The sequence below is a fragment of the Geoalkalibacter sp. genome, from assembly GCF_030604225.1.
GTDB lineage: Bacteria > Desulfobacterota > Desulfuromonadia > Desulfuromonadales > Geoalkalibacteraceae > Geoalkalibacter.
Window position 1 is genome coordinate 1 of the sequence record NZ_JAUVWH010000085.1, and the last position, 14,335, is coordinate 14,335.

Here is a 14,335-nt window from a genome sequence, read left to right on the forward strand (position 1 = left end):
AGCCTGCGCTTCGCCGTCAACCTTGCGGTTGTCGACGATCTTGTTTCCCCAACTGGAAAAAACGATCTGGGCCAAATCGACCTCCTGTCGGCTTCGTCTGGCCGGAGCTCTGGTAAAGTGCTGTCTGCCCGCGAAAAAAGGGCAAAAGACGGGTCAATGCAGCGATTTATTGTTTTGTGTAATGTATACAGTATGCAGTTAAATAGCACAAGGATAAAGGCCAAGGCAAGGGAAAAGTTGGCTGCGGACGGACCCTCTTGGTGGGGACAAGGGCAAGGAAAACGCCGTCTTGCAAGGGTCGTCCGGGTTTCAGGGCAGATCGGGAAAGGGCGTGTGCAGGCGCCAGGAACCGGGACCGGGAAGAACTCCCGGCTCGACCCGCCAGGTCTGCCGGAGGTCCTGGCGACGCACCGAAGCCGAGGGCAGCTGATAGTACTCCAGGCGCATGGCGACCTCCGCCTGGCTGCGGTCGGGATTGAAACGAATGTCGGTCACCTGGACATCGGTGATGTTGAGCCCCTCGCGACCCTGATAGCGCTCCAGAAAATTCCTCCTTTGGTCTTCGGCGAAAAAACGCGCCGCGCCCTGGGGATTGTTCCAGCGCAGATCCTGGGTGAAGCGGCCCAGGGTGTCGAGCAGATCCTTTTCCGGGGTGAGGCTTTTGGGCGCACACCCCATCGTCAGAAGGAGCATGAGGAGCGTCGGCAGCCAGGTGCGCGGAAAAATTTTCATGGCGGTCCTCCGAGAAGCGAAGGGCGCGCTTGCAAGCGCCGATTCCTTGGTTAGAATTGGACCTTCAGTCGGCGGCATCCGCCTTTAGCGCCCGGGATACGAGATGAAACCAGTGGAAATTTATACCAAAAGTTACTGTCCTTACTGCAAGAGAGCCAAGGAACTGCTGCGCATCAAGGGGGTGAGTTTCGTTGAGTACGACGTGACGGACGACCCGCGCAAGGAGCAGGAAATGCGCGGGCGCTCGGGGCGCGAAACGGTGCCGGAGATTTTCGTCGATGGCCGCCTCGTCGGCGGCTGCAGCGATCTCTTCGATCTTGACGAGAAGGGCGAACTCGACGAGCTGCTCGGCCTCAGCGTTCCTCCGCGCGGATCCGCTCCATAAGCGAGAGCGCCAGATCCACCTTGCCGAAGGGCGGCATCAGGTACCAGCCGCCGACCCGCCCGCGTCCCGCCGCGATCAGCTCCGCGGCGATGGCCAGCCCCTCCCGGATTCCTTCCTCGCCGCTCCGGCCGCGCATGCGGCGGCGCACCTCATCGGGCAGCGAAATGCCCGGCACCTCGTTATGCAGAAATTCAGCGTTGCGCTCGCTCACCAGGGGCAGGATGCCCACCAGCACGGGGATGCCCAGGGGGGCGGTGCGCTCCAGCAGCTCCTCGAGCACCGCCGGGCTGTACACCGGCTGGGTCTGCACGAAACGCGCGCCGGCGGCGATTTTTTTCTCCAGGCGGCGGATCTGGCCTTCCATGCTGCGCACGTTGGGATTGAAGGCGGCGCCGAGCAAGAACTCGGTGCGGCCGTCGAGCTCGGCGCCGAGCAGGTTGCGGCCCTGGTTTAGGGCGGCGAGCAACTCCAGCAGGCCGATGGAGTTGAGATCGAACACGCTCGACGCGCCGGCTTCGCCGCCCAGGGACACGGGATCGCCGGTCACGGCGAGAATGTTGCGCAAGCCGAGCAGATGCGCGCCCATGAGCTCCGAATGCAGGCCGATGAGGTTGCGGTCGCGGCAGGTGACGTGAGCGATGACCGACACCCCGCAGCTTTGCTGAATGCGGCTGGCCAGCGCCAGGTTGCCCATGCGGATGCGCGCCAGGGGGTTTTCCGCCAGGCTGATGGCGTCGGCGCCGGCGGCGCGCAGTTGCCCTGCGGCGGCCAGGATCTTGTCGCAGTTCAGGCCGCGCGGCGGATCGAGTTCCACGGTGATGACCGGCCGTTGGCCCCAGGCGGCGAGAAAACTGGGCGCGGCGCTCGCGGCGGCCGGCGGCGGTGGCGCCTCTTCGGGCCGGCGCGGCAGGGAAGGGCGGGCGGCGGGCTCAAGGTCGCGCAGGGCCTGGGCCAGAGCAGCGATGTGCTCGGGCGTGGTGCCGCAACAGCCGCCGATGAGGGTGGCGCCGGCCGCGACCATGTCGCGCCCCATGGCGGCGAAATACTCGGGCGTCGCCAGGTACATGAAGCGCCCTTCGCGGTACTGGGGAAAGCCCGAGTTGGCGAAGGCCGCCAGGGGCCGCTGGGTGAGGGGCGCCAGGCGGCGCAGCACCGCGAGCAGATCGCGCGGACCGGCGCCGCAGTTGGCGCCGATGAGGGCCGCATCGGCTTGCTCTAGGGCGCTCGCCGCGTTTTCGGCGCTCAGCCCCTCGCGGGTGCGTCCGCCCTCGAGAAAGGCGAGTTGCGCGCTGGCCGGCAGGCCCAGTTCGGCCGCCACCGCCAGGGCCAGACGCAGATCCTCCAGGGACGAGAAGGTCTCGAGAATGAACAGATCCACCCCGCCGTCGGCGAGGGCCGTCATCTGCTCGCGGAAAATCTCGCGCTTTGTTTCGGCGTCCAGTTCCTGTTCCTCGGCGCGTGCCTGGGGCAGGGGCCCCACCGCTCCGGCGACGAAGCGCTCCGCTCCCGCCGCCTCGCGCGCCAGACGTGCTCCCGCGGCATTGATGGCCGCCACCCGGTGCTCCAGGCCGATGGCACCCAGGCGCAGGCGGTTGGCGCCAAAGGTGTTGGTTTCCAACAGATCCGCGCCGGCGGCGGCGTAATCGGCATGGACCGCCGTCACCAACTGCGGGCGCACCAGGTTGAGGTGTTCGAAGTTGGCGTCGAGGGCCACGCCGCGCTGATAGAGCAGGGTGCCCATGGCACCGTCGCCGACCAGCACCCGCTGCGCGAGAAGTTCGAGAAAACGTTGGGACCGTGGAGGATAGGCAGGCATGGAACCATCACTTCCGAAAGAGCGAAATCAACCGCTAACCGCTTAAGGACAAAGGACCAAGGACGATCTTTCTTGCTACACCCGGATGATCGCCGTGTAAAAGATGTGCCCGTCGGATTCGGTGAGGGACAGGGCCAGTTCCATGGGCAGGGGCGCGCCGTCGCGGCGGCGGCCGGGGATGCGGCGGATCTCCCTCATCAGTTCGGCGGCATGGATGCGGAAATACTCCGGGGCGCCGATTTCATGGATGGACGGACAATCGGGGTGAATAAGGGCGAGGATGTTCATGCCGATGGCCTCGCGTTTGCTGTAGCCGAAGATCTTTTCAGCCTGGCGGTTGAAGAGAATGATCTGGCCGTTGGCGAGAAAGGAGATGATACCGTCGCGGGCGTTTTCCGTGAGCAGGCGGAAGCGCCGCTCGGACTCTTCCACTTCGCGGGTTTTCTCCCGCAGGTGGGCGCTCATCTCGTTGAAGCGCTCGATGAGCAGACCGATCTCGTCGCGACCCCGTCCGGGCAGCTGCTCCTCGAAGCGGCCGGTGCGCATGATTTCGCCGATGGCGTCGCCAAGCTCCGCCAGGGGCCGGGTCACGGTATGGCGGATGAGAAAGCCCAGGCAGGTGATGAGCGCCAGGAAGGTGCCGCCGGTGACCATGAGATCAAAGCGCAGGTTGGCATGGATCTGCATGTACAGATCCTCCATGGGAATGCTGATGGAGGCCGCGCCGATGACCTCGCCCAATTCGTAATGGTAGGCCTGGTCGCGCTCGGCGGGAAAGAGCTGCTTGATGAAGTCGGGCGCCTGCTCGGGATCACCGTGGCATTGCAGGCAGCTCTCGTCGGCGCTGAAGGGCAGCAGGTAGCGAAACACCGGCTCGCCGTCGGCCTTGGTTTCCTCGAAATATTCGAGCAGGCTGTGCTCGGCGCGAAAGGCCTTGAGGGCCGCGGTCTCGAAGGCATCCGGCGCGTTTTTCGGGTTGCGGTAGCGGTCCGAGGTCTGGCGGATGCGGTAGCCGAGGTCCTCGGCCACCAGCATGCCGATGCGGTTGGAGGCCACCACGGGAATCAGGCCGTAGCGCTCCACGGACAAGGTGACCTTGCCCTTGAGATATTCCGCGGAGAGATATTCGCGGGACTGCACCGCGTGAAAGGCGGCGCCGCGGGCCTTCATCAGGGCCTCGCCGAGGATGATGCTTTTTTGCTGGCGATAATTGAGCAGGGCGTTGAAACCGAGAAACAGGGTGAGAATGGCGACCACGATCACGGAGATCTTGGCCAGCAGGCCGAGATTGCGGAAAAAGTTCATGGTCGCGTCATCCCAAGCAGGACAGTTTGGATGGTTTTAAGGAAATTATTTTAGCGTCAAATAACCTGAGCGCAAGGGCCATTTTCACAGGTGTGCCGTGCGCTCCAGGAATTGGCTGAGAATGGCCGCGGTCAAGCCCCAGATTTCGTGGTGGTCGATGCGGTAGAAATGCACCGGCCAGGTGCGTCCACGATGGCTCCAGTCCTCGGTGCGAAACACCGCCGGGTCGCGCAGGCGCGCCAGGGGCACGGCGATCACCTCGGCAATCTCACGCGGGTCGACGCGAAAGGCGTAAGGGTAGGGAAAGCCGCCGACATAGGGGGTGACGTGATAGCCGTGCACCGAAAAGAAATCGTCGAGTCGCCCCAGCACCTCCACGTCCCGCGCGGCGATGCCCATTTCTTCTTGCGTCTCGCGCAAGGCGGTGGCGAGCAGGTCCGCGTCGCCGGGCTGCCGGCGCCCGCCGGGAAAGGAGATCTCGCCCCGGTGATGGGGCATGGTCTCGGGGCGGCGGGTGAAGAGCACCTGGTCCTCGCCGTCGCGCGTGAAGAGCGGCAGCAGCACTGCCGCGGGCGCGAGGTTTTCCGTGGACAGGCGGGCAACGGGATGGCCCGCCAGGGCCTGGCGCACCGCCGCGCGATCGAGAGTCATGCGCGCGGGCTCGTGGCGTTGCGCCGCAGGGCGGCGATGGTCGCGGCGTAATCGCCGCTGCCGAACACCGCGCTGCCGGCGACGAACACCCGCGCCCCGGCTGCGGCGACGGCGGCGATGTTGTCGGCCTTGACGCCGCCGTCGACTTCCAGTTCCGTGGCCAGGCCGCGCCGGTCGATCTCGCGGCGCAGGGCAGCGATCTTGTCCAGGGCCGATGGGATGAAGCTCTGGCCGCCGAAGCCGGGATTGACGCTCATCACCAGCACTAGGTCAAGCTCATCAAGGATCACGTCGAGGGTGGCCACCGGCGTGGCGGGATTGAGGGATACCCCGGCCTTCTTGCCGAGGCCGCGGATCAGCTGCACGGTGCGGTGCAGGTGGGTGCTCGCCTCCTGGTGCACGGTGAGGATGTCGGCGCCGGCCTTGGCGAACTCGGGGATGTAGGCGTCGGGATTGGCGATCATCAGATGCACGTCCAGGGGCAGGCGCGTAACCTGGCGCAGGGCCGCCACCACCGGCGGGCCGATGGTCAGGTTGGGCACGAAATGCCCGTCCATGACATCCACGTGCACATAGTCGGCGCCGGCCGCCTCCAAGGCGCGCACCTCCTCGCCCAGGCGGGCGAAGTCGGCGGAGAGGATGGAAGGGGCGATCTTGATCATGGAGAACTCCTAAAGGCTGTCCTTGGTCATTTGTAAAACCCGTATAAAAAACCATTTCCGCCCGTCAACGAAACAGCGCAAAATCATCAACTGACAACTCACCGCTTTTTCATCCGCACCGCCCAGAAGGCATCCATGCCGTCGTGCTCATGGGGCAGGGTGCGTAGAGCGCCTTGGTCGTCGAACAGCTCCTGCCAGTGCGGGGGGGCGACGGCGCGCAGATCCTCGCGGGCAAAGTCGCGATGCCGGTCGAGAAACGCGGCGATCACCTCTTCGGTCTCTTCGCGGGTGAAGGTGCACACCGAATACAGCAAGACCCCGCCGGGGCGCAGCAGGGGCGCTGCGGCGGCGAGAATGGCGCCCTGCAGGGCGGCCAGGGCGGTCAGATCCCGGGGCTGGCGCCGCCAGCGGATTTCCGGGTTGCGGCGCAGTACGCCCAGTCCGCTGCACGGGGCATCGACCAGGATGCGGTCGAGGCTGTTCGGCGCCACGAAATCGGGGGTGCGACTCATATCCCAGGCGCGCGCCTCGATGCCGGCGCAACCCAGCCGCGCGGCGCCCTCGCGGATCAGTGCCACGCGCTGGGGATGCAGATCCACGGCGAGGATGGACGCCTGGTTGTCGGTCAGGGCGGCGAGATGGGTGGTCTTGCCCCCCGGGGCGGCACAGGCGTCGAGGAGGCTTTCACCGGCCTGGGCGCCAAGCAGCGGGGCGATGAGCTGACTGGCCTGATCCTGCACCTGGTAGAGGCCTTCGGCGTCGCCGGGCAGGGCGGCGGCGCCACGCTTCTCCAAAATGAGGCCGTCCTCGGCGTAACGGCCGGCGCGGGCCTGGTGCCCGGCCGCGACAAGGCTTTCAAGCAGGTCGGCGCGGGTGGTTTTGAGGCGATTGGCGCGCAGGGTGAAGGGCGCGGCGTCGAGCAGGGTGGCCCCCAGGGCGCAGGCTTGCGCGGCGCCGAACTGGTCGATGAGTCGCTGCGCCAGCCAGCCGGGCAGGGACAGGGCGTGCTCCAGATGGGCGCGCGGCGCGCGCGCCGCGTCGGGCCAGGGCAAATTGGGCAGCTCGCGTTGCAGGGCGCGCAGCACGCCGTTGATCAGGCCGGTGGCGCGCTCCAGGCCGAGGCGGCGCGCCAGGGCCACGCTTTCGTTGAGCACCGCGTGGGCGGGGATGCGCTCCAGGTGCAGCAGCTGATGGGCGCCGAGGCGCAGCAGGCGCAGCACCGCGGGTTCGAGCTTGGCCAGGGGCTGGCGGCAGCAGCGGCTCAGGGCGAAATCCAGCCGCCCGCGGCGGCGCAGCACGCCGTAGACCAACTCGGTGAGCAGGGCACGGTCGCGCGGATCGCTCAGGCGGTTGCGCTGCAGGACGGCGTCGAGGGCCAGGTCGGCATAGGCGCCGTCCTCGACCTGACGCAGGATGTCAAAGGCCGCATGGCGCGGGCTGGAGGCGGACACGACGGTTCCTTTCCGGGCTCAGCGCGACACGCACTGATCGAGGGCCTCGCGCACCTGCTCGAGGACGATCTGGGTATTGAAGCAGGGCCCGTGGGGGCGTTCGTTGAGAATGCCGATGACCGGCAGGGGGTAGGCGTCGCGAATGCCCGAGGTCAGATCCCGCTCGCAGGCCACCGCCACGATCAGCCGCGGCCGCTTCTCGACGATAATCTTGCGCGCCAGGGTGCCGCCCGTGGCCACGGCGATGTCGATGCCGCGCGCGGCGGCGATCTCCACCAGGCCCTTGATGTCGCAGCGGCCGCAGCCGGCGCACTTGCTCACATCGCCGGTGATCTTGATGCCGCAGTCGAACAACTGAACGCAGTGCGGCAGCAGGATCAGCACCTGACCGGCGCCGACCCGCAGTTTCTTGGCGCGCACCAGCTGGTTGTTCAGGGCGATGAAGGACTGATGCAGGCTGTCGCGGTCCATGCCGAGCAACCGCCCGAGGCCGATGATGCCGGGAAACAGGTATTTGATGACCACGCGGCGCAGGCGCTCGGAAAAAAACAGGTCGCGACCGGTGAGCAGGGTCAGCACCAAGAGCAGCAGGCCGCCGACGATGCACAGGGAGATCGTCGCCAGCACCAGCCCGAGCACCACCGGCAGCACCGGATGAATGTTGGCCAGGCCCACCGTGGGCGCCCACCACAACAGCAGCGCGAGGCCCAGCACCAGGGCGCAGACGCCGGAGAGCAGGCCGATGAACAGCCGCTTGCGGGGTTGCAGGCGGTTCGGCGGGGTTGATGAATCCGTCACGAAAAAGTCCTCAGGCGAGCTTGGTCCCCACCGCCAGGGGCGTGCCGCGCAGGAAGTCGGCTGCCGCCAGGCGTTTGCGCCCCGGCAGTTGCAGGGCGCCGACGCGCAGCACCCCGCTGCCGCAGGCCACGCGCACTCCCGAGGCATCGGCGCCGACCACCATGCCCGGTTCGCCGCCGCCCTCCTCGACGCCGGTGGCGGCAAGGCGCAACACCTCGCCGTCGAGCAGGGTGTAGGCCCCCGGCCAGGGGTCGAGGCCGCGCACCTGGTTGTGCAGGGCGCGGGCGTCGCGGCTCCAGTCGATAAGGCCGTCTTCTTTCTTCAGCATGGGGGCGTAGGTGCTCAGGCCGTCGTCCTGCTTCTCCGGTTGCAGGGTGCCAGCGCACAGCCGGCGCAGGGTCTCCTCCAGGGTCTCGCGACCGAGCCGGGCGAGGCGGTCGTGCAGTTCGCCGGCGGTTTCGTCGGAGCCGATGGGCGTGGCGCGCTTGACCAGCATGTCGCCCGTGTCCAGGCCCACGTCCATGAGCATGGTGGTGATGCCGGTTTCGGCGTCGCCGTCGAGAATCGCCTTGTTGATGGGGGCCGCGCCGCGATGGCGCGGCAGGAGGCTGGCATGGACGTTGATGCAGCCGAAGCGGGGGATGTCGAGCACGCTCTGCGGCAAAATCTGGCCGTAGGCCACCACCACGATGAGGTCGGGCGCGAGGCCGCGCAGTTCCTCCACCACCTCCGGGCGGCGCAGTTTAAGGGGCTGAAACACGGGGATGCCGCGCGCCAGGGCGAGTTCCTTGACGGGCGGCGGCGCCAGCTGCTTGCCGCGCCCCTTGGGGCGGTCGGGCTGGGTGTAGACGCCCACCAGGGGCAGGCCGAAGTCGATCAGCCCCTGCAGGCTGGCCAGGGCGAACTCGGGCGTGCCCATGAAGACGGTGCGGATCGTGCCGGGGTCGATCACAGCTCCTCCTGTTTTTGCTCCAGGATTTTTTTGTATTTCTTTTTAAACAGGGATTTCTTCAGGGAGGAGAGGTGGTCGACGAACAGCACCCCGTTGAGATGGTCGATCTCATGCTGGAAGGCCACGGCCAGCAGGCCCTCGGCGTTCATCTCCACCACCGCGCCGTCGAGGTTGAGGAAACGCACCCGGACCTCGGGCTGGCGCACCACCCGCGCGTAGTAGCTGGGGACCGACAGGCAGCCCTCTTCCTCGTTGATCTCGCCCGCACCCTCCAGAATCTCCGGATTGACGGCGGTCATCAGTTGCGGGGCCTCGTCCTGGCGTGCGCAGTCGAGGACGATCAGCCGTTTCAGTACGCCCACTTGGGGCGCGGCCAGGCCGACGCCGGGGGCGGCGTACATGGTCTCGGCCATGTCGCGGGCCAGCTCGCGGATCTCGTCGTCGATTTCGGCCACGGGCTGCGAGACCTGGCGCAGCAGGGGGTCGGGATAATGCAGGATGCGGCGAAGGGCCATAGGCTTATTGGTTCCCGGGGTTTGAGGGAGGGTGATTGTTGACTGGCTGAATCCAGTATCTTAAATGCAGCGTCCGCGCCAAGTCAACCGCGCCGCCCCTATTTTCGGGCCTGGGGCAGCAGCTCCTCGAGCAGGGGGAAGAGTTCCTCCAGGTCCGCCAGGGTCATGTCGGCCATGTGGGCGATGCGGAAGGTGAGGTTCTTGATCTTGCCGTAGCCGTTGTCGATGGCGTAGCCGCGCGCGGCGGCAAGTTTCTTGAGGGCTTCGAGGTCGGTGCGGCCGTCGTTGCGTGCGCAGGTCAGGGTCTGGGAGCGCGCCCCCTCGGCGGCGAACAGGGAAAAGCCCTGGGCCCGCACCCAGGAGCGGGTCGCCTCGGCCATCCGCGCATGGCGGGCGTAGCGCTGCTCCAGCCCCTCGGCGAACATCTTGTCGAGCTGATGGGCGAGGGCGTAAATCAGGCTGATGCACGGCGTGCTCGGCGTGTTGTGCTTGAGATCGTTCTGTTCGAATTCCTCGAAATCAAAATAGTAGCCACGGTTAGGGGTGGTGCGCGCCTTGTCCAGCGCCCGGCGCGACACGGCGAACACAGCCAGGCCCGGCGGCAGGCCGAAGGCCTTCTGCACCCCGGCCAGGCACACATCGGTGCCCAGTTGCGCCAGATCGAGGGGCACCGCGCTCATGGAGGACACCGTATCGACGATGAAGGAGACCTCCGGGTAGTTCTTCATGACCGCCGCGATCTGCTCCAGGGGCGACATGACCCCCGTCGAGGTTTCGTTGTGCACCAGGGTCAGGGCGTCGTACTTGCCCGTGGCCAGGGCCTGTTCGACCATATTGGCGCTGATGGGCTCGCCCCACTCCGCGCTGAACAGGTCGGCCTCAAGGCCGCAGCGGCGCGTCACGTCGTGCCACTTGCTGCTGAAGGCGCCGTTGCCGAAGCAGGCGCAGCGCTTTTGCACCAGGTTGCGCACCGCGCCCTCCATGACCCCAAAGGCGCTGGAGGTGGAGAGAAACACCGGATCTTGGGTGTTGAGCAACTGCTTGAGGCCGCGCGTGACCCGTTCGTGCACCACGGCGTATTCCTTCATGCGGTGGCCGATCATCGGCGCGCACATGGCTTCGAGAACGTCGCGGGAGACTTCCACCGGACCGGGGATGTAGAGTTTCTTGTGCATGGGATGTGCTCCTGGAGGGGGAATCCTTGTCCGCTTGTATCTACTCGCGAGATCGCGAGGTGTCAAGGGAAAGGATGTTGACAGGGCCGGGGGCGCGGCGTTAGTGTTGATTCTTAGGGTCCGCCAATCCGGTGTGGCCGCGGCGCGGAACGCGGTTTGTGGGACGCGCACATCTTGCCGGGGAAAACCGATGCTGTTGAGAAATCTGAAGCTGTGCGTGCTTTTGTCGTTGCTGCTGCTGTGCGCCTGCGGTGCCAAGTCGCCCCTGGGTATCGCGAAAACCGAGGAGTTCCGGGCGCTTCCGCCTCGCCAGGCCCTCTTTGTGGTGCCCTTTCGCACGGTGATGGTGCCGCCCGCGGTGGCCGAGCCGCTGTTCGACACCTTTGTCGACGAGCTCCACGGCCGCGCCGCGCAACTGGGCCGCGACGCCTTCGAGGTGCTCATCCTCAAGGACGATCTGGAGAGCATCGACTCCGCCTGGCTCGCCGCGCGCCCCTACCTGACCGGGGAAATCTTCGGCTACCTTGAGGACAGCGGCGCCCGCGCCACGGACATCCGTCTCAAGACGCGCCTGCAACTGCATCAGCCGGGCGCCGCCGAACCGACCCTGGTCCTCGATTATCCCGACGGCCTTTATTTCGAGCACGACCGCGCCAGCCTCGACGCCAAACGCCTGGAGCTTGCCCAGCGGGTCGCCGCGGCCCTCGCCGCCGGCCTCTGGGGGGCCCTGATGGACTAGTGCCCCGTCCAGGGGCCATTTTCGCCCTCCTCGCCCCGCCTTTCGTCCTCTGCATTTTTTTCTGTTCTGCCCCCTTGACTTTGTTTTGGCGCTGATTATATTTAGCCCTGTCGTTAGCACTCGACTCTCTTGAGTGCTAACAGAAGGTTTCTGCCGAGACAGGCAAATGCCGGGGCCGGGTCCCCGATTATCTTTCGCACTGCGGAAAGGAGACAGAAGAAGATGAACATCAGACCCCTGCACGACCGTATTATTGTGGAGCGCCTCGAAGAGGAAACCAAGACCGCCGGCGGCCTCATCATCCCCGACACCGCAAAGGAAAAACCCCAGCAGGGCCGCGTCGTCGCCGTGGGCCACGGCAAGAAGACCGAGGACGGCAAGGTGCTGCCCCTCGATGTCAAGGTCGGCGACAAGGTGCTCTTCGGCAAGTACGCCGGCACCGAGATCAAGATCGAAGGCAAGGAATATCTCATGATGCGCGAGGACGACATCCTCGGCGTCATCGAGCAGTAATTCCCTTTCAAACTTAATCCTGACAAGGAGGACATAGTCTCATGGCAGCCAAGGAAATCAAATTCGGGCAGGACGCCCGCGCCAAAATCCTCACCGGGGTCAACGCCCTGGCCAACGCCGTCAAGGTGACCCTGGGTCCCAAGGGCCGCAACGTGGTCATCGAGAAATCCTTCGGCGCTCCCCTGATCACCAAGGACGGCGTGACCGTCGCCAAGGAAATCGAGCTCGAGGACAAGTTCGAGAACATGGGCGTGCAGCTGGTCAAGGAAGTCGCCTCCAAGACTTCCGACGTCGCCGGCGACGGCACCACCACCGCCACCGTGCTCGCCCAGGCCATCTACCGCGAAGGCGTCAAGCTGGTGACCGCGGGCCACAACCCCATGGAAATCAAGCGCGGCATCGACAAGGCGGTTGAAGCCTGCGTCGCCTCGCTGAAAGAGCTCTCCAAGCCCATCAAGGACCACAAGGAAATCGCCCAGGTCGGCACCATTTCCGCCAACGGCGACGCCACCATCGGCAACATCCTCGCCGAAGCCATGGAAAAAGTCGGTAAGGAAGGCGTCATCACCGTCGAGGAAGCCAAGTCCATGGAAACCACCCTCGAAACCGTCGAGGGCATGCAGTTCGACCGCGGCTATCTCTCCCCCTACTTCGTGACCGACGCCGAGCGCATGGAAACCGTCATCGAGGACGCCCTGATCCTCATCCACGACAAGAAGGTCAGCAACATGCGCGACCTGCTGCCGGTGCTCGAGCCGGTGGCCAAGCAGGGCCGTCCCCTGCTGATCATCGCCGAGGACGTCGAGGGCGAGGCCCTGGCCACCCTGGTGGTCAACAAGCTGCGCGGCACCCTCAATGTCGCCGCCGTCAAGGCGCCCGGCTTCGGCGATCGCCGCAAGGCCATGCTCGAAGACATCGCCGTGCTCACCGGCGGCAAGGTGATCAGCGAGGAAATCGGCTTCAAGCTCGAGAACGCCACCCTCGACATGCTCGGCCGCGCCAAGCGCATCGTCATCGACAAGGACAACACCACCATCATCGACGGCGCCGGCTCCGAAGCCGACATCGCCGCGCGCGTCAAGCAGATCCGCGCCCAGATCGAGGAAACCAGCAGCGACTACGACCGTGAGAAGCTTCAGGAGCGCCTCGCCAAGCTGGTCGGCGGCGTGGCCGTGGTCAAGGTCGGTGCCGCCACCGAAACCGAGATGAAAGAGAAGAAAGCCCGCGTCGAGGACGCCCTGCACGCCACCCGCGCCGCCGTCGAGGAAGGCATCGTCCCCGGTGGTGGTGTGGCCATGATCCGCATCATCAGCGCCCTTGACAAACTCAAGGTCGAAGGCGAGCAGGAATTCGGCGTCAAGATCGTGCGCCGCGCCCTCGAGGAGCCCCTGCGCCAGATTGCCGCCAACGCCGGCATGGAAGGCTCCATCGTGGTCAACAAGGTCATCGGCGAAAGCGGCGCCTTTGGTTTCGACGCCGCCACCGACACCTACTGCGACCTGCTCCAGGCCGGCATCATCGACCCCACCAAGGTCGCGCGCTATGCCCTGCAGAACGCGGCTTCCGTGTCCGGTCTCATGCTGACCACCGAAGCCTGCGTCGCCGAAGCGCCCCGCAAGGAAGAAAAACTGCCCGCAATGCCCGGCGGCATGGGCGGCATGGGCGGCATGGACATGATGTAAGAGTTGCGCCTAGTTCGTGGTTCATCGAAAAAAGGGGTTTCCGTCGCGGCGGAAGCCCCTTTTTCATATGTGGCGCAAGGGCTTGTGAAATGTTGACAGCATCGCTTGACCCTGCTATTTTGCATCTTTCTGAATTTTGATTCATTTTCATTTAATGCTTCCTGACAATTCCATTTTTCTGTCTGCCATTCTTTCAATTCCGCGAAGGTTGTAAATACAGTGAGATTCCTCCTGCATTGTCTGCTGCTCGCCGGACTGCTTTGCCCGGCCGCCCCGGTTATTGCCGCTTCGGTATCGGCACCCGTTCCTTTGGGCAGCTGGGTTTATCCGGCACTGGACAAGCTTGAAGGGTTGGGGCTGATCGATTCCTCCCTCAAGGGCAGCCGTCCCTACACGCGGCTTGAGGCGGCGCGGCTGACGGCGGCGGCAATGCGGAGCGAGGATTCACAGCGTCTGCTGGTGGCTGCGGAGTTGTTGCGCAATCTGCAGCGTGAGCTGAAAGGGGAATTGGCTGAGCTGGGCGGCGCGGTCGGTTCGGATTATTTTAAGCCGCTGCGCGAGGTGAGCCTGTCTCATGCCTGGCGTGAGGGCGACGATACGGCGATAGCCGCGACCAATGCTCGCCAGTTTGCCCTGGACGCAAATCGCCAGGGGCTAGCTTTTGGCGAAGGGCATAACGGCCAGGTTATTCTGGCGAGCGAGGCACGTCTGTGGCGGCGCCTGCACCTGTCGGCCCGCCCACTTTTCGCCGTGCAGGAAAATGGGTCCGACGGCACTTGGCGGTTACTCGATGGCCGCGCTGCCCTAGGCCTTGGCCCCCTGGAACTTTCCATCGGTCGCCAGTCGTTGTGGTGGGGGCAGGGCCGCAACGGCGCCCTGGTGCTGAGCAATAATGCAAAACCTCTCGACATGCTGCGTCTCACTACGCCGTCTCCTGTGCTGCTGCCTTGGGTATTCAA

15 protein-coding genes are annotated in these 14,335 nt (G+C 65.4%); 5 read left to right on the top strand and 10 right to left on the bottom strand.

Translation table 11 applies throughout. From position 1 onward, the window contains the following. Positions 1 to 309 precede the first annotated feature (309 nt). A complete protein-coding gene (locus QAT43_RS10085; RefSeq protein ID WP_305042942.1) occupies positions 310 to 732 on the bottom strand; it encodes a hypothetical protein in 423 nt (140 codons plus the stop codon). Between the two features lie 103 nt (positions 733 to 835). On the opposite strand from QAT43_RS10085, the gene grxC reads away from it, so the two are divergent. Then, complete coding sequence (grxC, locus tag QAT43_RS10090) at positions 836 to 1,117, top strand: glutaredoxin 3 (protein WP_305042943.1); 282 nt, start codon at positions 836 to 838, stop codon at positions 1,115 to 1,117. Here grxC and QAT43_RS10095 read toward each other — a convergent pair. The 9 genes from QAT43_RS10095 to QAT43_RS10135 form a co-directional block, all read right to left on the bottom strand. Further along, entirely contained in the window at positions 1,086 to 2,933 is a 1,848-nt protein-coding gene (locus tag QAT43_RS10095) for a bifunctional homocysteine S-methyltransferase/methylenetetrahydrofolate reductase (RefSeq protein WP_305042944.1), read from the bottom strand. The genes grxC and QAT43_RS10095 overlap by 32 nt on opposite strands. Before the next feature lie 75 nt (positions 2,934 to 3,008). After that, positions 3,009 to 4,238: a c-type heme family protein gene (locus QAT43_RS10100; RefSeq protein WP_305042945.1), complete on the bottom strand. Its 1,230-nt coding sequence runs from the start codon at positions 4,236 to 4,238 to the stop codon at positions 3,009 to 3,011. Positions 4,239 to 4,322: 84 nt separating this feature from the next. Continuing rightward, positions 4,323 to 4,889: an NUDIX hydrolase gene (locus tag QAT43_RS10105; protein ID WP_305042946.1), complete on the bottom strand. Its 567-nt coding sequence runs from the start codon at positions 4,887 to 4,889 to the stop codon at positions 4,323 to 4,325. Then, on the bottom strand, positions 4,886 to 5,551 hold the full coding sequence (rpe, locus tag QAT43_RS10110) for a ribulose-phosphate 3-epimerase (RefSeq protein WP_305042947.1): 666 nt from the start codon (positions 5,549 to 5,551) through the stop codon (positions 4,886 to 4,888). The genes QAT43_RS10105 and rpe overlap by 4 nt, the downstream gene beginning before the upstream one ends. 98 nt (positions 5,552 to 5,649) lie before the next feature. Next, entirely contained in the window at positions 5,650 to 7,002 is a 1,353-nt protein-coding gene (rsmB, locus tag QAT43_RS10115; protein WP_305042948.1) for a 16S rRNA (cytosine(967)-C(5))-methyltransferase RsmB, read from the bottom strand. 18 nt (positions 7,003 to 7,020) lie between these two features. Continuing rightward, positions 7,021 to 7,800 carry a DUF116 domain-containing protein gene (locus QAT43_RS10120; RefSeq protein WP_305042949.1) on the bottom strand — a complete coding sequence of 260 codons (780 nt, stop codon included), beginning with the start codon at positions 7,798 to 7,800 and terminating at the stop codon, positions 7,021 to 7,023. A 10-nt stretch (positions 7,801 to 7,810) separates the two neighbouring features. Continuing rightward, positions 7,811 to 8,719 carry a methionyl-tRNA formyltransferase gene (gene fmt / locus QAT43_RS10125; RefSeq protein WP_442900240.1) on the bottom strand — a complete coding sequence of 303 codons (909 nt, stop codon included), beginning with the start codon at positions 8,717 to 8,719 and terminating at the stop codon, positions 7,811 to 7,813. A gap of 29 nt (positions 8,720 to 8,748) precedes the next feature. Further along, positions 8,749 to 9,267 carry a peptide deformylase gene (gene def, locus QAT43_RS10130; protein ID WP_305042951.1) on the bottom strand — a complete coding sequence of 173 codons (519 nt, stop codon included), beginning with the start codon at positions 9,265 to 9,267 and terminating at the stop codon, positions 8,749 to 8,751. A gap of 98 nt (positions 9,268 to 9,365) precedes the next feature. Then, the gene (locus QAT43_RS10135; protein ID WP_305042952.1) at positions 9,366 to 10,442 is read right to left on the bottom strand and encodes a pyridoxal-phosphate-dependent aminotransferase family protein; all 1,077 of its coding nucleotides are present in this window, start codon (positions 10,440 to 10,442) and stop codon (positions 9,366 to 9,368) included. Between the two features lie 190 nt (positions 10,443 to 10,632). Here QAT43_RS10135 and QAT43_RS10140 point away from each other — a divergent pair, with 190 nt between their 5' ends. The 4 genes from QAT43_RS10140 to QAT43_RS10155 form a co-directional block, all read left to right on the top strand. Then, a complete protein-coding gene (locus QAT43_RS10140) occupies positions 10,633 to 11,181 on the top strand; it encodes a hypothetical protein (protein WP_305042953.1) in 549 nt (182 codons plus the stop codon). A 222-nt stretch (positions 11,182 to 11,403) separates the two neighbouring features. Next, positions 11,404 to 11,694 (top strand): co-chaperone GroES, encoded by a 291-nt coding sequence (gene groES / locus QAT43_RS10145; protein WP_305042954.1) that lies wholly within the window; start codon positions 11,404 to 11,406, stop codon positions 11,692 to 11,694. 41 nt (positions 11,695 to 11,735) lie between these two features. Further along, on the top strand, positions 11,736 to 13,376 hold the full coding sequence (groL, locus tag QAT43_RS10150; protein ID WP_305042955.1) for a chaperonin GroEL: 1,641 nt from the start codon (positions 11,736 to 11,738) through the stop codon (positions 13,374 to 13,376). Between the two features lie 219 nt (positions 13,377 to 13,595). After that, positions 13,596 to 14,335: capsule assembly Wzi family protein (locus QAT43_RS10155; RefSeq protein WP_305042956.1), on the top strand; the 740-nt coding region annotated here is incomplete at its 3' end.

Bases quoted from the DNA above. Each gene is read 5' to 3' on its own strand.
- QAT43_RS10100 (WP_305042945.1), bottom strand. From the start codon at position 4,238: ATGAACTTTTTCCGCAATCTCGGCCTGCTGGCCAAGATCTCCGTGATC.
- def (WP_305042951.1), bottom strand. From the start codon at position 9,267: ATGGCCCTTCGCCGCATCCTGCATTATCCCGACCCCCTGCTGCGCCAG.
- QAT43_RS10085 (WP_305042942.1), bottom strand. From the start codon at position 732: ATGAAAATTTTTCCGCGCACCTGGCTGCCGACGCTCCTCATGCTCCTT.
- QAT43_RS10135 (WP_305042952.1), bottom strand. From the start codon at position 10,442: ATGCACAAGAAACTCTACATCCCCGGTCCGGTGGAAGTCTCCCGCGAC.
- QAT43_RS10105 (WP_305042946.1), bottom strand. From the start codon at position 4,889: ATGACTCTCGATCGCGCGGCGGTGCGCCAGGCCCTGGCGGGCCATCCC.
- rpe (WP_305042947.1), bottom strand. From the start codon at position 5,551: ATGATCAAGATCGCCCCTTCCATCCTCTCCGCCGACTTCGCCCGCCTG.
- groL (WP_305042955.1), top strand. From the start codon at position 11,736: ATGGCAGCCAAGGAAATCAAATTCGGGCAGGACGCCCGCGCCAAAATC.
- QAT43_RS10140 (WP_305042953.1), top strand. From the start codon at position 10,633: ATGCTGTTGAGAAATCTGAAGCTGTGCGTGCTTTTGTCGTTGCTGCTG.
- groES (WP_305042954.1), top strand. From the start codon at position 11,404: ATGAACATCAGACCCCTGCACGACCGTATTATTGTGGAGCGCCTCGAA.
- grxC (WP_305042943.1), top strand. From the start codon at position 836: ATGAAACCAGTGGAAATTTATACCAAAAGTTACTGTCCTTACTGCAAG.
- QAT43_RS10095 (WP_305042944.1), bottom strand. From the start codon at position 2,933: ATGCCTGCCTATCCTCCACGGTCCCAACGTTTTCTCGAACTTCTCGCG.
- fmt (WP_442900240.1), bottom strand. From the start codon at position 8,719: ATGGGCACGCCCGAGTTCGCCCTGGCCAGCCTGCAGGGGCTGATCGAC.